The sequence below is a fragment of the Rathayibacter iranicus NCPPB 2253 = VKM Ac-1602 genome, assembly GCF_003149025.1.
Lineage (GTDB): Bacteria > Actinomycetota > Actinomycetes > Actinomycetales > Microbacteriaceae > Rathayibacter > Rathayibacter iranicus.
The window spans coordinates 115,574-133,363 of record NZ_QGDV01000005.1; the positions used below are offsets into that span (position 1 = coordinate 115,574).

Below are 17,790 nucleotides of genomic sequence, written 5' to 3' on the forward strand. Positions count from 1 at the left end.
CGGGGAGAACGAGCGCCCCCGGTAGTCTGAGGTCACCATGCTGGACAACGACTTCACCGAGCAGATCACTGCTCTCCGCTCCACTTTTGCCGATATCCGCGCCGTTATCGACGTAGAGGGGCTTCGCGCGACGATCGCCGAGCTGAGCGAGCAGGCGGGTGTTCCCGACCTCTGGGACGACACGGCGAGAGCGCAGAAGGTGACGAGCGCCCTCAGCCATCGGCAGTCCGAGCTAGGTCGCGTCACGGCGATCGACCGCCGCTTGGACGACCTCGAGGTCCTGGTCGAGATGGCCAACGAAGCCGACGATGCCGAGTCCGAGCAGGAGGCGATCGCCGAACTGGTTTCGCTGCAAAAGGTGATGGGCGAGCTCGAGGTGCAGACCCTCCTCGACGGCGAGTACGACGACCGCCCCGCCGTGGTCACCATCCGCGCAGGCGCCGGCGGCGTCGACGCCTCCGACTTCGCCGAGATGCTGATGCGGATGTACCTGCGCTGGGCCGAAAAGCACAAATACGCGGCAACCGTGATGGACGCCAGCTACGCAGAGGAGGCGGGCATCAAGTCGGCCACCTTCCAAATCGACGCCCCCTACGCCTTCGGCACTCTTTCGGTCGAGGCCGGCACCCATCGCCTTGTGCGGATGAGTCCGTTCGGCGCCGCGGGCAAGCGCCAGACGTCCTTCGCCGCCGTCGAAGTCATCCCGCTGATGGAGGAGACCGAGGCGATCGAGATCCCCGACAATGACATCCGCGTCGACGTCTTCCGCTCCTCCGGCCCGGGTGGTCAGTCGGTCAACACCACCGACTCCGCCGTACGCATCACCCACCTGCCCACCGGCACGGTTGTCTCGATGCAGAACGAGAAGAGCCAGATCCAGAACCGAGCCGCCGCGATGCGGGTGCTTCAATCGCGCCTATTGCTCCTCCAGAAGGAGCAGGAGGCGGCCACCAAAAAGGAACTCGCCGGCACCATCACCGCGAGCTGGGGCGACCAGATGCGCAGCTACGTGCTCGCCCCCTACCAGATGGTGAAAGACCTGCGCACCGACCACGAGGTCGGCAATCCCTCGCACGTGTTCGACGGCGATCTCGACGGCTTCATCGCCGCCGGCATCCGCTGGCGCAAGTCGGCGTAGCGCGCCACCGGGAAGTCGCGACCGACGCGCCGCGGGTCCGCTCGGTCGACTCTTCGCGATCGTCGCTTACCCTCGTACCGACATGATTCGCTTCGACAACGTCTCCAAGCAGTATCGCGGCGGCACGAGACCCGCCCTGAACGCCATCGATCTCGAGATCCTCCGGGGCGAGTTCGTCTTCCTCGTCGGCGCCTCCGGCTCCGGTAAATCGAGCTGCCTCCGCCTGATCCTCAAGGAGGAGCGCCCCTCCTCCGGGGCGATCCACGTGCTCGGCCAGAACCTCGGCAAAATTTCGAGCCGCAAGGTCCCCTACTTCCGCCGCAATATGGGCGTGGTGTTCCAAGACTTCCGGCTGCTGCCGAACAAGTCGGTCTTCGACAACGTCGCGTTCAGCTTGCAGGTCATCGGCAAGTCGAAGGGATACATCCAGGAGGCTGTTCCGGACACGCTGAAAATGGTCGGCCTTGCAGGCAAGGCGTCACGCCTCCCGCACGAACTCTCGGGTGGGGAGCAGCAGCGCGTGGCGATCGCGCGTGCGGTCGTGAACAAGCCCGCCGTCCTCCTGGCGGACGAGCCGACCGGCAACCTCGACCCGACGACCAGCGCCGGCATCATGGCTCTGCTCGAGCGGATCAACGCCGGCGGCACGACCGTCATCATGGCTACCCACGAGGCCGGCATCGTCGATCAGATGAAGCGCCGCGTCATCGAACTCTCGGCGGGCAGCATCGTTCGTGACGAGAGCCAGGGCGGCTACGGCCAGACCGAGAGCATCACCGTCGTGCACGACGGCGTCGTGGTGGTGGCCGCCGACGACCACGCGGTCGCCGAGTACGCCACGCCCGCGCTGATCGACAGCGAACTCGCGCCCGCTGAGGTGCCCGAGGTGGATCTGCGCCAAGAGGCGCCTGCCGCGGTGCCGGAGCCCGCGCGTCTCACTCAGACCGGCGCGCAGCCGCGCGTCGCCGAAGGGCGTCGCTCCGCCGCGGCCCCCGACGTCCCGCGTGCGCCCGAGCCCGCTGCCGCCCCCGAACCCCCGGCCGCCCCGCGCGTCGAGATCCAGAGCCAGACCGGCCCGATCTTTCTCCCCGCCGATACCGGCGCCCTGCCCGAGGAGTCACTGGCGGCTCGGCTGGGCCTGCGCGCCCCCACGGCCGACAGTGAAGAAAACGGCGACGACCAGCAGAACGTAGGACCCGTCAAGTGAGATTCGCATTGATCTGGTCGGAGGTCGCAGGCGGCCTCCGACGTAACGTCTCCATGGTCGTCTCGGTGATCCTTGTGACCTTTATCTCCCTCACCTTCGTCGGAACGGCGATCCTGCTGCAAATGCAGATCGGCCAGATGAAGAACTTCTGGTATGACAAGGCCCAGGTTGCGGTCTATCTGTGCACGGCGACGTCCGGCGGCTCGAACTGCAGCGGCTCCGACGCCACGCAGGAGCAGATCGACGCGGTGCAGGCACAGCTCTCCGGCCAGACGCTGGCGGCGTACATCGATCGCTCCTACTTCGAGGACCACGACCAGGCGTACGCGAACTTCCAGGCGCAGTTCGCGGGCAATCCGGTCGCCGAGTACGTCACTCCCGACTTGCTCAACCAGACCTTCTGGATCAACCTCAAGGATCCGACGCAGTCCGACGTGATCGTCGAGAGCCTGTCCAGCGTCTCGGGAGTCGAGAGCGTCACCGACCAGCGGCGCTATCTCGATCAGATCTTCTCCACGCTTAACGCCGCGAGTTACACCGCTATCGGTATCGCGGTGCTCATGCTCGTTGCCGCCGTGTTGCTCATCGCCACGACGATCCGCCTATCGGCGTTCTCGCGGAGACGGGAGCTGGGCATCATGCGGCTCGTGGGCGCGTCGAACCGGTTCATCCAGACCCCGTTCATCCTCGAGGGAGTTTTCGCCGCGCTCATCGGCTCGATCCTCTCGGGTGTCGCGATGGTCGCCATCGTGCAGTTCTTCGTGCAGGGCTTTTTGGCTCAGCGGATCCCGCTGGTGTCGTTCGTCGGCCTCGACGACGCCATCGTGGTCGTGCCGATCCTGATCGTGGTGGGAATCGTCCTCTCGGCGGTGTCAGCGAATGTGGCGATCGCGCGGTACTTGCGGGTCTAATCCGCGGTTGGCCGTATACTGATGGGCTGTCCCGTTCGGGGCAGCCCACCGGTGCATCGTCCCGGTGACGCACCCCATTCGCTCGTGACCCGAGGAGCAGCCGTGCCCAGAGAACAGGGACAGAAGGTCGTCGCGACCAATCGCAAGGCGCGCCATGACTACCTCATCGAGGACACCTACGAGGCGGGGCTCGTGCTCACCGGCACCGAGGTGAAGTCGCTGCGCGCAGGTCGTGCGTCGCTGGTCGATGGCTACGCCTTTGTCGATGCAGGAGAGGCGTGGCTCGACGCGGTGCACATCAACGAGTGGGCGCATGGGACCTGGACGAACCACCCGCCTCGCCGCAAGCGGAAGCTGCTGCTGCATAAGGCGCAGATCCTCAAGATCCACAACAAGGTGAAGGAGGGTGGGTACACGCTGATTCCGTTGTCGCTCTACTTCAGCGACGGCAAGGCTAAGGTCGAGCTCGCGGTAGCGAAGGGCAAGAAGGACTACGACAAGCGCCAGGTGCTCCGTGAGCGCCAGGACCGGCGAGAGGCGGACCGCGCGATGGCGACCCGCCGCCGCCTCGGGGAGTAGCCACTCGGGGCACGTGCCCGCTCAAGGGTGTCCGACAGCTGTGGCGCAACCCTCTTCTCAACGGCTGTTGGACTGCAACACTGGCGAGTGTGACCACTCCGGAGAACAGCGCACCTGCCGCCCTGAGCGCCGCCGATGAGAAGACCCGCTGGCGCGCTTTCGCCGTGAGCGTTGCAGTCGCCGCGATCACCATCCTCGACCTGTCGAAGGTGAATGTGGGGCTTCCCGCCATCGAGGCCTCGCTCTCGGCTGATGCGAGTCAACTGCAGCTGATCGTCGCCGGGTACGCGTTGGCCTTTGGTCTCGCGCTGGTTCCCTCCGGACGCTTGGGCGACATCCGCTCTCGACGCCTGCTCTTCTTGATCGGGCTCTCGGCATTCACTGTGACGAGCCTGCTGTGCGCCGTCGCGCCCTCGATCGAGATGCTCGTTGTCGCGCGCTTCCTCCAGGGAGTGGCCGCGGGGATCCAGATGCCGCAGGTGCTCGGCCTGGTGCAGCAGATGTTCACGGGCGCCGAGCGCGCGAGGGCCTTTGGCGTTTTCGGCGCAACCATCGGGGTCTCGACCGCGTTCGGTCCGACCCTCGGTGGGCTCCTGATCGCGGTGGGCGGCGACCAGGACGGCTGGAGGCTGCTGTTCTGGATGAACATCCCCCTCGGCATCGCCGCGTTCGTCTTCGCGTGGAAGCTCATCCCGCGCCGGAGTCGCCAGTCGAGCGGCGACGCGTCACTCGACCCGGTCGGCCTGCTGCTGCTCGCGGTGGCGATCTTCGCTCTGATGCTGCCGTTCCTGCTCACGACCGGATCGTCGCGCGACTCGCCCTACCGCTGGTTCTGGCTCCTGCTCGCCGCGGCGGCAGCTCTCGGCTTCGTGCGGTGGGAGGCGCAGTACGCCGCCACGGGCCGCACTCCGGTCATTGACTTTCGGATCTTTCGCACGAGCTCCTACCGCAACGGGATCCTCGTCGCGACATCGTATTTCGCGGCGATCCCCGCGACTTTTCTCCTGACGACGCTGTTTCTCCAGCAGGGGCTCGGACTTGCGCCAGTCTTCGCGGGCATGGTCAGCATCCCTTTCGCCCTGACCTCGGCGGTCACCGCCTGGTACGGCGGCAAACTGGTGCAGCGTTACGGTCGGGCGCTCGTGGTGCTGGGAATCGTGCTGGTGGTCGTCGGCTTCACACTGGTGCTGCTGGCGGCGGAGGTGCTACCGGCGGAGACGGCGGCGTTCGGAATGGGCGCGGCAATGCTGGTTGCTGGCGCTGGTGGCGGGTTCGTCGTCTCGCCGAATCAGACGCTCACCCTTGCCGAGATCTCGCCCGAGCAGGGCGGAGTCGCGGGTTCGGTCGGGCAGCTCGGGCAGCGGGTGGGGACCGCGGTCGGGACAGCCTGTGCGTCCGCCGTCTTCTTCGCCACTCTGGCGAGCGAGAAGGGAATGGCCGGTGGACTGGACCAGTACCACGATGCGTTCCGCAACGGCTACCTCGTCACGCTCGGGCTGATCGCGCTCGCTCTGGTACTCGGCCTCGTCGACTTGCGTCGTCGCCGCGTCAGCGCCCGGAGCTGAGGTAGACTGGTCGGCGTAACTCCACAGTGTGCGACGACGACCCACTCGTGCGGCCCCAGGGCTGATGAGTGCTCGCGGGGATGATCGGTTTCGACATTGCCTGCGAAACTGCGAGAAGCGGGTCGAGGATCCAAGGTTATCTCGTTAACGATCCCTGGAAAACACAGGTGCCGAACAGAAGCGCACCGACTTCGCTCTCGCTGCCTAAGCCAGAGTAGATAGTCCGTCAGCCCGTGGGTGCGTCCTCGCCCCGGATCCTGGCGTCATTGAGAGGACTTGCTGCGTCGTTACGCCTGAGGGCGACGCGGGACTTGAACTCGGGCTGGGCCCGTCGACCGATGCGCCGATGGTAACGGTCGGGGCCGAGCAGAACGCTCTCATCGGCTACACCCGTAGAAGGCGCAGAATCACAGCGATGGACGGGGGTTCGATTCCCCCCATCTCCACCACCGGTCGTCGTCGCGCACTGGGAGTTGTTCTTTCGCGGTTTCTCCGTCCAAGGCAGAGGCTGCCGGTCAGGAGCGAACGTCGAGCTGGTGGATCCTCCCATAGAGGGTCAGCAGCGCGAGGCGCTCATCGTCGTCCCGATCGTGAACAGGCAGCACCTTCGGTGGTGCCCAGTCGCGATACAGCAGCCCTGGCGTCAGGAATGCCGTCGCCGCTCCTGCCGGGTAATGCGTGTGCGGTGCTGCCGGGAGTTCGGCGAATGCGTCGGGCACCAGAGTTGCCAGCGCCCGCAGCAGCCGCTCCAGACGCCGGGCACGCGCCTCGTCGAGGGTGAGCGTGACGGCGTTCATCGCGGCCAGGGCGGCGGCCAGATGCTCGACGGTGTCGGAGTCGTCGCAGGTCTCGGCGACGAGGAGCGAGATCACTCCACGCGGCTTCAGCCACGCCAGGGTCGCGGCCTCGGCGTTACCGTCCACCGAGACGACGCGGTCGGAGGCTCCCGTGTAGGCGCGCAGGGCTCGGGACCAGAGGTCGCCAAGACCCTCCTGGGCGAGCGCGTCAGCGGCGGCGAGGAGAGTGCGCTGACGGCGGAGCCGGGCGAAAAGACTCTCGGCGGGGCCCCAGCGCTGCTCGGTTGTCCCGGATCGCTCCGGGGGATCCTGGTCGTACTGGTTCTGCATGTCGACTCCTGAGCCGTCGGTCTCTGCGCCCCCTCGCGCCTGCCGGTCGTCCTCACACAGTGCTCGCGGTCGTCTCGGCTGTCAATGCAGTCAGGGAGGGATTGACCCCGCGGAACCTCAGCGGGCGGCGCCCATGAGAGTGCCCGTCGTTGCGCTCGCAGTGGGGTCGTGGACTGTGCAGAGGATCGTGCGGTCGCCGTGTTGCCAGCTCACCTCGGAGGGGACGAGAGCCCGGTACTCCAACGCCGAGTCGCCGTAGGCGATCCCCATCACGGCGCCGAACTCCGGCTCGCAGCCGGCGTCGGCCTGCGCGAGGAGGGTATTGCGGCTCGTGTAGCGGTCGCCCGACTGCTCGAACGAGTGGAAAACCTCGAGCCCGTGCTCCTGCTCGCACGGCACGACCTCGACGTCGTCGATCCGGTCATCGCCCGGGTCCCGCAAGCAGTCGCCGCGGTGCAGAGCGAAGACATCGGTCACCCCGGCGGTGACGACGGTGCCGTCGTCGTCGCGCACCGCCTCGGAGCCGTCGGCGCCGACGACCGAGGCGCAGCCCGAGAGGAGAATCAGCAGTCCGGCACTGGCCAGCGCTGCTGTTCCGCTCCTCATCGCCGCGCCACTAACGCCAGGACCTCGTCATGCAGTGCCCCATTGGTCGCGATCGCGCTGCCGTGCCAGGGGCCGTCCTCGCCGTCGGCAGAGGTGAAGCGCCCGCCCGCCTCCTGAACGATGGGCACCAGCGCCGCGAGGTCATAGGGCTTCACATCGAATTCGCCTGCGCCGTCGAGAAGCCCCTCGGCGACGAGCATGTATGGCCAGGCGTCCCCGTAGGCGCGGTCGCGCCAGACGGAGCGCGCGAGGTCGAGCAATTGCGGAAGACGTCCGGCGCCGTCCCACTGCTGAATGCTGTTGTAGCTGAATGTGGCCTGGGCCAGTGTGTCGATGCCCGAGACTCGAAGACGGCGAGGCGGGCGCGCGGATGCGGCTTCCGCGGTCGCGCGTCCGGTCTCGACCGCCCAGGCGCCGGAGCCGGCCGCGGCCCACCAGCGCGTGCCGAGCGCGGGAGCGGACACGACTCCGACCACGGGGACGCCATCGACCGCGAGCGCGATCAGCGTCGCCCAGATCGGCACTCCGCGCAGGAAGTGCGCGGTCCCGTCGATCGGGTCGAGGATCCACTGGCGTGCGGCAACGCCTGAGGTTCCGAATTCCTCGCCGAGGATCGAGTCGTCCGGGCGTTCGGCGGAGAGCAGCGAGCGGATCGCCTCTTCGACGGCGCGATCGGCGTCGGTCACGGGAGTGCTGTCCGGCTTGGTGTCGATCATCAGGTCGAGCGCGCCGAACCGTTCGCGGGAGATCGCATCGGCGGCGTCCGCGAGGCGGAGGGCGAGGCGGAGGTCGTCGTCGAGGCTCGGGTAGTCGCTGCTCGGGGTCACATGCTCACGATACCGGCGGCCTCTCCACCCCGGTCTCCGCCGGCACCGCCTTCGATTTGACGGGTAGGGGGGAGCCGCTGGTAGTGTGACTCCTCGGTTCGGCACGCACGTTCAGCCGTGTGCCACGCACCTCTAGCTCAATCGGCAGAGCAACTGACTCTTAATCAGTGGGTTCTCGGTTCAAGTCCGAGGGGGTGCACCAAAAGCCCCGATCAGACGGTATTTACAGTCCGAAGGTCGGGGCTATTTTGCTGCCGCAGTCAGAAAAAAGTCCGTAGGGCTCTCAGTCGGTGCCCTCGTCCTGGCCGAGTCCATCGGATCCGGCTGCTTCGTCCAGCCTGTCCGGAACAGGTGCCCGTGGACAGTGAGGACCATCTTCACGTCGCTGTGTCCCTGCATCCGCGGGACGACGAGCACGTCGACCCCGGCCGCAATCGCAGGGGAAGCCGCTGTAGGACGGAGGCTGTTCGGGGATGAAGCCGAAAGCATCGAGTCTAGCCGCCGGGATCGCTCTGGTCCACACCCTGTTTCGCCAATTCGCCACGCTGATCGGTCCTCGTCCACCAAAACGGGGACGGTCCAGAATCCGCCCTGCCTCGCAAGGAGCCGTTCTTCAGCAGCCGGCGCGACTACCGCAGCACGAGGCTTAGACGGTCACGAGCACGGCAGTCCCGAATCCAACCCACGCCCCGAGAACGATCGCCCCGAACCATGCAGCACCTCGTAGTGTCACCCGCCTTCGTCGGGGCGTCGCCGTCACTGCAACGGCTAATGCGATGAGGGGCGCGAGTACGGGAACTGCCCGAACGACGGCCGTACCCAGGTCGAATCCGCATGTGTCGTACTCGCCAGAGATTCCCGGGGACAATAGGACTACACCGAGAAAGAAGGCGGAACCGACCACGAAGGCGGCAATGACTAGCGCCACCGATGTCGCTCCCCGAACCTTCTCGTACGACTTGTCGGCTCGTCGCGTGACCCACAGCCATAGAAAACAGGAAACGAGCGTCAGAGCAGCCGCGACGGCAGACTCGCCTAGGATTGCTCCGACATCCGTCCCTCCGCACGGTCGCCATTCACGAATCGCGTCTAGCTGCAGGAAAGTGGATGAGAGCATCGTTAATACGGCCGCGGCGGCGTACGTTGACGAAAGACGTCGCCCGGGCGGTTGCTCTTGCTTCATGCCTGCATCCCGATTCAGCGTTCTGTCCAGCTCATTGCTGCCGTGACGGCATCTGCGAAACCTTCGGCGACGTCGTTGAGTTCGCTGGCGAGGATTGTGGCCGAGGGACTGAATTTCGGTGCGGATGTGCCTGGATTGCGAACTTCGATGAAGTGGTCTTTCGGCCAGGCCGTCATCGGCCACGGGTCGGTGAACACGTTTTTCACGGCCGCGATGAGTACGGCGTGGGTGCCGAAACGCAACGCAAAGAACTGCTTCGCAAGCCATCCCGGGTCATCCTCTATGGCGATAGAATGTTCGCGGACAATATCGTCGAGGGACCGATGTGTGTCGCTAAGTATGGCTCGCGCCACGAGGTATGCAGAGGCGTCTGCTCTGAGGTCACCGATATCGAAAAAGCTATCACCGGGCGCAGCGCGAACCGACTTAAATAACTGTTGACCTGCTGAAGAAGTTACAAGGAAGCCCCCCTATGGGTGGCAATCGGCGGAGTCGCATCGAATCTGTGTAACGATATCTTTTGCTCATCAGTCCGGCGCCGGGCTCGGAGCTTTTTTCTTAGTCGGCTTGAGCGGGTGTTCGGTGAGAAGCGCGTCGAGAACCAGGCCAAGCTGCCCACGAATCTGAGTGTCGCCCCGCCGAAGCCCGCGTCGTTCATCCCACTCGGACGGGTCGGTTCTCGACGGACTCAGCTGCCGGCCTGGAAGCCCACCTCAAGGCCTTGCGCCGCGACGGAGAGGGTTTCGGTCAGCCGCGCCGGACTTGGAGCCGCGGCGAGGATCGACAGGTTGATGCCCGTGCGGGCAAAGCTGCGCGAGATCGCTCCGACGGATCGGCCGTCCGCGTCAGGAGCCCGGTCGCCGCCGAGGGCCTCGATCGTGCCGCCTCCTTGACGGGGCAGGGTTGCGGGCTGCGGGTCGTCGATGATGTGCGAGGCCACGAGGACCTGCCGGGTCGCGTCCTCGTCGGTGGTGGTGGAGTCGATGTCCGTCACTCGCTGCTGCAGTGCAGTGAGGACCGAGCCGTCGCCGGCGCGGAAGATCCAGCGGCCGTTCGCGATGTCGGACTGTGCGGCGTCGAGTTCGAAGCCGTGCTCGCTCAGGGTCGACATCTTCATGGCCCAGAAGAGTTCGTCTGTGGTATGCAGTGCTGCTCCATCGGTGAAAGTGATAGGGCCGGCGCCGGTTGAGGCGTCGTCGGCTCCGTGGGTGGCTGAGGAAGCGCTCGGGGTGGGTGCTGCTGGCGCGGCAGGGAAGGAGAACGACGGCGTAACGGCGGTCTCCGCGGCGGTCTCGTCTCCCGGGCTGGCGCTCCCCGGGCTCGCGCAGCTCGCGAGGGCGAGGACGGTGGCCACGACCACAAGTGTGCGGGCTAGGGGTCGGATGGTCATGGCTCTCCCTTGGTGTGGTGCTCGGACGGTGGTGCTCGGACGATGGTGCTCGGACGGTGGTGCTCGGTCAGTGGTCGGTCGGGGCGGGGGTGGGGCCACCCACGAGGGGCAGCACGCCGTGGAATCCGACAGTGGTCGACCGGACCGCGAGATCGAGCGCGTCGTCGGCCCGAGACTGATCGGCGCCGGTCGCGATGAGCTGCACGGCGATGCCTGGCTTGGTGAACGAGCGCAGAACGGAGCCCCAGGCCAGCCCATCCTCGGCGGGGGCCAGCGCGGCACGCAGAGCGTCGATCGTTCCGCCGCCCTTCACGGCCAGGGAGACGCGCTGCACCTCCCCCTGAGGACCCGAGATATCGATCACATGCTGGCTCGCGGCCTCATCGCTGACCTGCGGATCGTTGTCCTTCACGCGCTGCTGGATGATCATGATCGTCGTTCCCGCGTCGTTGCGGAAAGTCCAGTAGCCCTTCGCCGGATTCGTCCTCGAGGTGTCTGCTTGGAAACCGGCCGATGAGAGTGCTGCCGTGTCGGTGTCCCAGTACGGCGTGTTCTCGGAGGAGAGGGCGGCGCCGGCGTCGAAGGTGAAGGCGCTGGTACCCGCGAGCGCGGCGGCGACTCCCTCGAGTGTGGCCGGGTCGTCGAGGCCCGCCCCGTCCGTTCCCGCGAAGCGCTGGCTCGCCGAATCCGTGGCCGTTGGTGCGGCGGGGAACGAGAACGAGGGGGTGGGAGTCTCCGCCGGAGTTTCGCCTCCTGCTCCAGAACAGCCCGTGAGGACGGCGGCGGCCGCGATCAGCGCGGTAATGGTGGACGCTTTTGACATGATTCTCCCTCGCGTTCGATGCTGGGACGCTAGCAGCCGCGCGACGACAGGCGCCTCGTCCGGCGCGCGACGACGACCGCCGCGAGCTGCCAGTGGGGTAAGCGACACGCCGATAAAGCTGCACCCACGAGGCATCTCACGGGGCTAGGGCCCGGGTCTGGACGTTGGCGCAGCATTGGGGAGGGGAACCGGACGGGCTTCCGGATTCGTGGAAGGCTTGTGTGTTTGATCCGCTCGATGGTGCGCGCTCGCCTCCCGCCAACGAAAGGACACCTGTGCCTGAAGACGTCCTCCCCGAGATCGGTTCGATCGCGTTCGCCGTGGTGATCGCGATCGTGATCGCCGTCGTGGCGACCGCCGTCGCCGCTCTCGTCCTCCGCTCGATCGGCAGACGCAAGACCTGGGCGCGCCTGCTCATCCGCCGAATACGCGTCCCCTTGCGGGTCCTCCTCGTGACGATTGCCATCTGGACGGCCCTGGCCGCGACGGTGTCAGGCGAGGTCTGGCCGGGGCTCATCGAACGAACGTTCCAGATCGCGACCATCGCGGCGTCAGCGTGGGTGACTGGCGCGCTTCTCGTGTTCCTCGAGGATCTCGGGGCCGCGCGCTACCGCACGGATACCGCCGACAACCGGCGCGCCCGTCGTCTTCGCACCCAGATGACGATCATCCGGCGGGTCGCCATCGCGGCCGTCGTCGTGATCGCGATCGGAGCCTCGCTGCTGACTTTCCCCGAGGCGCGGACCGCCGGCGCGAGCCTGCTGGCCTCAGCCGGTGTCCTCTCCATCGTCGCGGGGCTCGCGGCTCAGTCGAGTCTCACGAACATCTTCGCCGGGATGCAGCTCGCCTTCAGCGACGCGATCCGGCTCGACGACGTGGTGATCGTGGAGAACGAGTGGGGGCGGATCGAGGAGATCACGCTGACCTACGTGGTCGTGCACCTCTGGGACGATCGCCGCCTGGTATTGCCGACCAACTACTTCACGACCAAGCCCTTCCAGAACTGGACGCGCACCGGCTCCGAATTGCTCGGCGCGGTGGAACTCGACCTCGATTGGCGGGTGAGCCCCGAGCAGATGCGCGAGGAGCTGCACCGGATGCTGGAGGAGACCGACCTCTGGGACGGGCGCACCAGCGTGCTGCAGGTGACTGACGCGACCGGCGGTTTCGTCCGTATCCGCGTGTTGGTGACCGCGAAGGACGCGCCGACCCTCTTCGATCTGCGCTGCTACGTGCGCGAGCGACTTGTCTCGTGGCTGCACGAGAAAGATCCGGTCGCCCTGCCGCGCCAGCGCATCGAGATGGAGAGCGAGCCGGTGGCACCGCGACGCCACACCTCCTCCGCCCCGGACAACCTGTTCTCGGGCGACAAGCGCTCCGACGAGCGCGGCGCTCTCTTCACCGGCCTGATCGATCTGCGCGACACTCCTTCGCGCGACTGAGTTCACCCCGCGAGATGCCAGTTGGGTACGTGACCCGCCGAGGGAGGCGGTCGCAAGAGACATCTCGCGGGGGAAAGGGGCGGAGGGGTTAGCGGCCGATCGAGCTCATGTCGGCGTAGCGGTCGCCGACCGGCGGCTCGAGGGAGCCGAGGGTGGCGAGCTGCTCGGGGGTGAGCACCAGGGCGTCGGCGGCGGCGTTCTCCTCGATGCGCGAGACGCGCTTGGTGCCCGGGATCGGCGCGATGTCGTCGCCCTGCGCGAGTAGCCAGGCGAGCGCGACCTGCGCAGCCGTCGCGTCAGCCTCTGCAGCGACGCGGTCGACGGCCTCGACGATCCGCAGGTTCGCCTCGAGCGCGCCGTCGGCGAAGCGGGGGTTGTCGCGGCGGAAGTCGTCGCTGCCCAACTCGTCGACCGAGCGGATGCTGCCCGTCAGGAAGCCGCGGCCGAGCGGCGAGTAGGGCACGAAGCCGATGCCGAGTTCGCGAAGCACCGGCAAGACGTCCGCTTCGGGGTCGCGGGTCCAGAGCGAGTACTCGGACTGCACCGCCGTCACCGGGTGCACGGCGTGGGCGCGGCGGATCGTCGCGGGTGCCGCCTCCGAGAGGCCGTAGCCGCGCAGCTTGCCCTCCTGGATCAGCTCGGCGAAGGCTCCCGCCGTCTCCTCGACCGGCACTCCCGGATCCATTCGGTGCTGGTAGTAGAGGTCGATGTGGTCGGTCCCGAGGCGTTGTAGCGAGCCCTCGACGGCGAGCCGCAGGTTCTCAGGGGAGCCATCGAGTCCGCGGCTCCCGTCGCCGCGGTGCTGGATCATGCCGAACTTACTGGCCAGCACGACGTCGTCGCGGCGGCCGGCCAGGGCACGGCCGAGTAGTTCCTCGTTGGTGTAGGGGCCGTAGATCTCGGCAGTGTCGATGAAGGTGACGCCGAGTTCGAGGGCGCGGTGCACGGTGCGGATCGACTCCGCGTCGTCGGTGCCGGCTCCGGTATAAAACGCTGACATGCCCATGGCGCCGAGGCCGAGGCGCGAGACCTCGAGGGCGGCGACGGCGGATCCGAGGGTGATCGTCTTCATAGGGTGGTGGTCCTCTCTTGATACGCCGCGATCTTGATGTCGATCGCGGTCAGGCTGGCGTGTGTCCGGGCGAGCTGCGCCTCGACCTCGTCGCGGTGCGTTCGAAGTAGCGCGAGGCGCTCCGGCTCCGTGGCTGGCCCGATGCGCAGGAGCCGGGCGTACTCGCGAATCCGGGCGATCGGCATACCGGTCGCGCGGAGCTTGGTGAGGAAATCGACCCAGCCGACGTCGGCTGGCCGGTAGCGGCGGTGCTGAGACGCGGCGCGTTCGACCGGGTCGAGCATCAGCCCGGCGCGCTCGTAGTAGCGCAGGGTGTGCACGGTCAGACCGGTGACGGCGGCGACCTGCGAGATCGACAGCACCTCGGTCTCGGTCGGGGCGGCAGTGGCGGTGGGCATGGCGCCAACCTACGACTTCGAGCGCGCTCGAGGTCAAGCGCGTCGGCTCCTCTCAGCCGAGCATGCGGCTGAACGTCAGGAGAGCCTTCGTGATCCGCCACTCGGTCGACTGGTCGTCGCGGTACCGTCGCCCGCCCACGGCCTGCACGAGCCGAAGCCGACGGTCCTCCGCCCGCTAGCAGGCACCCACCGTCACCTCATTGCTGCGCCGCGATCGCGTCGGCGGCCTGCACGAGCGCGAGGTGGGAGAGTGCCTGCGGCGTGTTGCCCGCGTGGCGGCGGCCCTCGACGTCGTATTCCTCCGAGAGCAAGCCGACGTCGTTGCTGAGGCCGACCAAGCGGTCCATCAGTGCCCGCGCGTCACCGAGGCGGCCTGAGTAGGCGTACTGCCGCACCAGCCAGAAGGAGCAGGCGAGGAACGGATGCTCACCACCGGCCAGGCCGTCGACTGACGACTCAGTGCGGTAGCGGTGCAGCAGTCCGTCTTGCAGGAGTACCCGCTCTAGCTCGGCAACGGTGCCCAGCATCCGCGGGTCGTCTGCGGCGACGAAGCCCACCATCGGCAGCACGAGGAGGGAGGCGTCGACCTCGGTCGATCCGTAGGACTGCACGTAGTGGCCGCGCTCGGCGTCGAAGCCCTGCGCCTGGATCTCGGCCCGCACCTCGTCGCGTAGCCGCTCCCAGGTCTCGACCGGACCAGGAAGCCCACCCTCGCGCACGGCACGGACGCCGCGGTCCAGGGCCGCCCAGATCATCACGCGCGAGTTAGTGAAGTGTTGCGGCTCGCCCCGGATCTCCCAGATACCGTTGTCGGGCCGTTGCCAGTGTTCCTCCACGAAGCCCAGCAGCGCGCGCTGGAGCGGCCACGAGAACGCCGTCTCGTCCACTCCGAGCACCCGCGCCTCGTGCAGCGCGACCATGACCTCGCCGATGACATCGGCCTGGTATTGGTCGACGGCGGCGTTACCGATCCGTACGGGCGAGGCGCCGTCGTAGCCCGGCAGGCTCGGCATCGTTCGCTCGGCGAGGTCGCGCTCACCCGCGAGGCCGTACATGATCTGCACGTCCTCAGGGGCGCCGGCGACCGCCCGCAGCAGCCACGCACGCCACTTCTGCGCCTCCTGCTCGAAGCCGTGCGCGAGCAGGGCTTGCAGCGTGAGGGCGGCGTCGCGGAGCCACACGTAGCGGTAGTCCCAGTTGCGGCTGCCACCGAACTGCTCAGGGAGTGACGTGGTCGCTGCCGCGACGATGCCGCCGGTCTCGTCGTCGGTCAGCGCGCGCAGCGTCAGGAGCGAGCGGACGACGGCCTCGCGATGCGGTCCGTCGTAGTCGATTGCCGACGCCCACCTTGTCCACCAGGCGTGCGTGCGCTCCAGGGCGCGATCGATGTCGAGGCGCTTCGGGGAGCGCTGGTGCGAGGGGAACCAGGCCATCGAGAGGTCCACGACAGCGTCGGCCACGACGTCGAACTCGGCAACGTGCGCGTGGTCCACGGCTTTCAGCCGGACACCGCGCACGACGACCGCGTCTGGTCCGGCGACGGCGACGAGCAGCGGATCCTTGTCGGAGCCCTCCTGGCGCACCCACGGCATGGTGCGGGCGTAGTCGAAGCGGATGCGCAGCTCCTGCCGCATCCGGACGGTGCCGGAGATACCACGGACCCGGCGGACGAGCTCGGCGCGTTCGTCGCGGAGCGGCATCACGTCCATGACCTCGACCACACCGGTCCGAGTCGTCCAGCGCGTGACCAGCGCCAGAGTGTCACCGAGGTAGTGCCGCTCGCTCGTCGCTTCGCCGTCCACCGGCCGCAGCGACCAGCGTCCCTGGTCGTCACCGCCGAGCAGAGCACCGAAGACGGAGGCGGAGTCAAAGCGGGGCAGGCACAGCCAGTCGATGTCTCCGTCGCGGGAAACGAGAGCGGCCGTGCGGCAGTCGGAGAGGACGGCGTAGTCCTCGATGGGGGAGACCATGCGGTGATCCTTCCAGGTGTAGCGGCCTTCTCCCAGCGGAGCAATGGCGCCCCGCTGGGCCGTAGGGTGAGCCGCATGGCACAGACGGTCTCGACCCTGCTCATTCTCGGTGCGACGGGGGACCTCTCCGCTCGCCTCCTCCTGCCTGCGGTCGGGCAACTGCTGACGCGCGAGACCGATCGCCGGATTCACCTCGTCGGGGCCGGGCGGGAGGACTGGACGCAGGAGCAGTGGCACGACGTGCTGACCACATCGTTCGGGAGCGTCGAGGCGACCGGGGCCGGCATCGACGCGCTGGTCTCGGGCACGCGCTACCAGCAGGTCGACGTGACCGATCCGGAGGCGCTCGCTGCTCTGCTCGCGAGCTGCGTCGGGCCTGTCGCGGTCTACTTCGCGCTCCCGCCCGCGATCGCGGCCACGGCGTGCGAGGCGCTCGCTGCCCACGAGCTGCCCGAGGGGACCGTGCTCGCCCTCGAGAAGCCGTTCGGCACCGACGAGGCGAGCGCCCGAGCGCTCAACGAGCGACTGGCCGCCCTTGTGCCCGAGGACCGCACCCACCGCGTCGACCACTTCCTCGGCCGGGCGACCGTGATGAACGTGCTCGGGCTGCGCTTCGCCAACCGGGTCCTGGAGCCGCTGTGGTCGGCGGAGCATATTGAGAGCGTCGAGATCGTCTACGACGAGCAACTCGCTCTAGAGGGTCGCGCGAGCTACTACGACGGAGCCGGTGCGCTAACCGACATGATCCAGAGCCACCTACTGCAGGTCCTCGCCGTGATCGCGATGGAGCCGCCGTCTACGCTCGACGCCGCGGACCTGCGGGACGCCAAGTCGATCGTCCTGCGCGCGACGCGCCTGCGCGGCGACAACCCGGCCGAAAGTTCTCGGCGCGCCCGCTACACCGCGGGGACGATCGACGGGCGGGAACTGCCGTCCTACGCCCAGGAAAAAGGTGTCGATCCCGAGCGCGGCACCGAGACACTGGCCGAGCTCACCGTCGAGATCGACACGTGGCGATGGTCGGGAGTGTCGTTCACGCTGCGTTCCGGCAAGGCGCTGGGCGAGCGGCGGCGCGAGGTGGTCATCCGATTCAAGCCGGTGCCGCACCTGCCCGCGGGTTTTCACGGGACAGAGGAGCCGTCGGTGCTGCGGTTGTTCCTTGCGCCGGACAAGATGGCGCTCGAACTCAACATCAATGGTCCTGGTGACCCCTACTCCCTTGAGCGCGCCTCGCTGGAGGCCACATTCGGTGCCGGGGAACTCCTCGCCTACGGGGAGGTCATCTCGGGGATCCTGGACGATGACCCGTCCCTCTCCGTGCGCGGGGACGCGGCGGAGGAGTGCTGGCGGATCGTGCAGCCCGCGATCGACGCGTGGCAGGCACATGCGGTACCGCTCGACGAGTACCCCGCCGGCAGCCAGGGCCCCGAGGGCTGGCCAACGCTCTGAACTGAGTGGGTTCTCCGTTGACCGATGTGCGTAACCGAGGTTGAAAGCATCCGAAAGGACGGGAAACGCGCTGTCGGGGCCGTTCAACCTCGGTTGCGAACGC

16 protein-coding genes, 1 tRNA gene and 1 other RNA gene are annotated in these 17,790 nt (G+C 67.5%); 9 read left to right on the forward strand and 9 right to left on the reverse strand.

Annotation, left to right across the window (positions count from 1 at the left end):
• Positions 1-37 precede the first annotated feature (37 nt).
• The 6 genes from prfB (at position 38) to ssrA (ending at position 5,849) form a co-directional block, all read left to right on the forward strand.
• Positions 38-1,138 carry a peptide chain release factor 2 gene (prfB, locus tag B0H03_RS07710; RefSeq protein WP_104263845.1) on the forward strand — a complete coding sequence of 367 codons (1,101 nt, stop codon included), beginning with the start codon at positions 38-40 and terminating at the stop codon, positions 1,136-1,138.
• 82 nt (positions 1,139-1,220) lie between these two features.
• The gene (gene ftsE, locus B0H03_RS07715; RefSeq protein ID WP_104354071.1) at positions 1,221-2,345 is read left to right on the forward strand and encodes a cell division ATP-binding protein FtsE; all 1,125 of its coding nucleotides are present in this window, start codon (positions 1,221-1,223) and stop codon (positions 2,343-2,345) included.
• Positions 2,342-3,256 (forward strand): permease-like cell division protein FtsX, encoded by a 915-nt coding sequence (gene ftsX / locus B0H03_RS07720; protein WP_104263847.1) that lies wholly within the window; start codon positions 2,342-2,344, stop codon positions 3,254-3,256. Before ftsE ends, ftsX begins: the two co-directional genes overlap by 4 nt.
• A 102-nt stretch (positions 3,257-3,358) precedes the next feature.
• The gene (gene smpB, locus B0H03_RS07725; protein WP_104263848.1) at positions 3,359-3,835 is read left to right on the forward strand and encodes an SsrA-binding protein SmpB; all 477 of its coding nucleotides are present in this window, start codon (positions 3,359-3,361) and stop codon (positions 3,833-3,835) included.
• 89 nt (positions 3,836-3,924) lie between these two features.
• Positions 3,925-5,400, forward strand: a complete 1,476-nt coding sequence (locus B0H03_RS07730) for an MFS transporter (RefSeq protein ID WP_104263849.1) — start codon at positions 3,925-3,927, stop codon at positions 5,398-5,400.
• A gap of 76 nt (positions 5,401-5,476) precedes the next feature.
• Positions 5,477-5,849: a transfer-messenger RNA gene (gene ssrA / locus B0H03_RS07735) on the forward strand.
• A 66-nt stretch (positions 5,850-5,915) separates the two neighbouring features.
• Here ssrA and B0H03_RS07740 read toward each other — a convergent pair.
• From B0H03_RS07740 to B0H03_RS07750, 3 genes are all read right to left on the reverse strand, one after another.
• Positions 5,916-6,527, reverse strand: a complete 612-nt coding sequence (locus B0H03_RS07740; RefSeq protein WP_104263850.1) for a hypothetical protein — start codon at positions 6,525-6,527, stop codon at positions 5,916-5,918.
• Between the two features lie 117 nt (positions 6,528-6,644).
• Positions 6,645-7,133: a septum formation family protein gene (locus B0H03_RS07745; RefSeq protein WP_104263851.1), complete on the reverse strand. Its 489-nt coding sequence runs from the start codon at positions 7,131-7,133 to the stop codon at positions 6,645-6,647.
• Positions 7,130-7,960 (reverse strand): inositol monophosphatase family protein, encoded by an 831-nt coding sequence (locus B0H03_RS07750; RefSeq protein ID WP_104263852.1) that lies wholly within the window; start codon positions 7,958-7,960, stop codon positions 7,130-7,132. Before B0H03_RS07750 ends, B0H03_RS07745 begins: the two co-directional genes overlap by 4 nt.
• Before the next feature lie 126 nt (positions 7,961-8,086).
• Between B0H03_RS07750 and B0H03_RS07755 the strand changes: the two genes are divergently transcribed.
• Positions 8,087-8,162 (forward strand) — tRNA-Lys (locus tag B0H03_RS07755).
• A gap of 995 nt (positions 8,163-9,157) precedes the next feature.
• Here the strand turns inward: B0H03_RS07755 and B0H03_RS07765 are convergent.
• The 3 genes from B0H03_RS07765 to B0H03_RS07775 all read right to left on the reverse strand — a co-directional run bounded on the left by B0H03_RS07765 (position 9,158) and on the right by B0H03_RS07775 (position 11,356).
• Positions 9,158-9,496 carry a hypothetical protein gene (locus B0H03_RS07765; RefSeq protein WP_127843856.1) on the reverse strand — a complete coding sequence of 113 codons (339 nt, stop codon included), beginning with the start codon at positions 9,494-9,496 and terminating at the stop codon, positions 9,158-9,160.
• A 335-nt stretch (positions 9,497-9,831) separates the two neighbouring features.
• On the reverse strand, positions 9,832-10,533 hold the full coding sequence (locus B0H03_RS07770) for a hypothetical protein (RefSeq protein WP_127843857.1): 702 nt from the start codon (positions 10,531-10,533) through the stop codon (positions 9,832-9,834).
• A 67-nt stretch (positions 10,534-10,600) separates the two neighbouring features.
• On the reverse strand, positions 10,601-11,356 hold the full coding sequence (locus tag B0H03_RS07775; RefSeq protein ID WP_104263856.1) for a hypothetical protein: 756 nt from the start codon (positions 11,354-11,356) through the stop codon (positions 10,601-10,603).
• Between the two features lie 275 nt (positions 11,357-11,631).
• Between B0H03_RS07775 and B0H03_RS07780 the strand changes: the two genes are divergently transcribed.
• Entirely contained in the window at positions 11,632-12,798 is a 1,167-nt protein-coding gene (locus B0H03_RS07780; RefSeq protein WP_181075005.1) for a mechanosensitive ion channel family protein, read from the forward strand.
• Between the two features lie 88 nt (positions 12,799-12,886).
• Here the strand turns inward: B0H03_RS07780 and B0H03_RS07785 are convergent, their stop codons facing one another.
• From B0H03_RS07785 to B0H03_RS07795, 3 genes are all read right to left on the reverse strand, one after another.
• The gene (locus tag B0H03_RS07785) at positions 12,887-13,870 is read right to left on the reverse strand and encodes an aldo/keto reductase (RefSeq protein ID WP_104263857.1); all 984 of its coding nucleotides are present in this window, start codon (positions 13,868-13,870) and stop codon (positions 12,887-12,889) included.
• A complete protein-coding gene (locus B0H03_RS07790; protein WP_104263858.1) occupies positions 13,867-14,268 on the reverse strand; it encodes a MerR family transcriptional regulator in 402 nt (133 codons plus the stop codon). Before B0H03_RS07790 ends, B0H03_RS07785 begins: the two co-directional genes overlap by 4 nt.
• A gap of 197 nt (positions 14,269-14,465) precedes the next feature.
• Positions 14,466-16,274, reverse strand: coding sequence for a glycoside hydrolase family 15 protein (locus tag B0H03_RS07795; protein WP_419956895.1), 1,809 nt, complete (start codon positions 16,272-16,274; stop codon positions 14,466-14,468).
• A 39-nt stretch (positions 16,275-16,313) separates the two neighbouring features.
• Here B0H03_RS07795 and B0H03_RS07800 point away from each other — a divergent pair, with 39 nt between their 5' ends.
• Positions 16,314-17,687 carry a glucose-6-phosphate dehydrogenase gene (locus tag B0H03_RS07800; RefSeq protein ID WP_181075006.1) on the forward strand — a complete coding sequence of 458 codons (1,374 nt, stop codon included), beginning with the start codon at positions 16,314-16,316 and terminating at the stop codon, positions 17,685-17,687.
• Positions 17,688-17,790 lie beyond the last annotated feature (103 nt).

Coding starts and splice junctions, on each gene's coding strand:
- B0H03_RS07790 (WP_104263858.1), bottom strand. CDS start 14,268: ATGCCCACCGCCACTGCCGCCCCGACCGAGACCGAGGTGCTGTCGATC.
- B0H03_RS07770 (WP_127843857.1), bottom strand. CDS start 10,533: ATGACCATCCGACCCCTAGCCCGCACACTTGTGGTCGTGGCCACCGTC.
- B0H03_RS07800 (WP_181075006.1), top strand. CDS start 16,314: ATGGCACAGACGGTCTCGACCCTGCTCATTCTCGGTGCGACGGGGGAC.
- B0H03_RS07775 (WP_104263856.1), bottom strand. CDS start 11,356: ATGTCAAAAGCGTCCACCATTACCGCGCTGATCGCGGCCGCCGCCGTC.
- B0H03_RS07785 (WP_104263857.1), bottom strand. CDS start 13,870: ATGAAGACGATCACCCTCGGATCCGCCGTCGCCGCCCTCGAGGTCTCG.
- ftsE (WP_104354071.1), top strand. CDS start 1,221: ATGATTCGCTTCGACAACGTCTCCAAGCAGTATCGCGGCGGCACGAGA.
- B0H03_RS07745 (WP_104263851.1), bottom strand. CDS start 7,133: ATGAGGAGCGGAACAGCAGCGCTGGCCAGTGCCGGACTGCTGATTCTC.
- prfB (WP_104263845.1), top strand. CDS start 38: ATGCTGGACAACGACTTCACCGAGCAGATCACTGCTCTCCGCTCCACT.
- B0H03_RS07740 (WP_104263850.1), bottom strand. CDS start 6,527: ATGCAGAACCAGTACGACCAGGATCCCCCGGAGCGATCCGGGACAACC.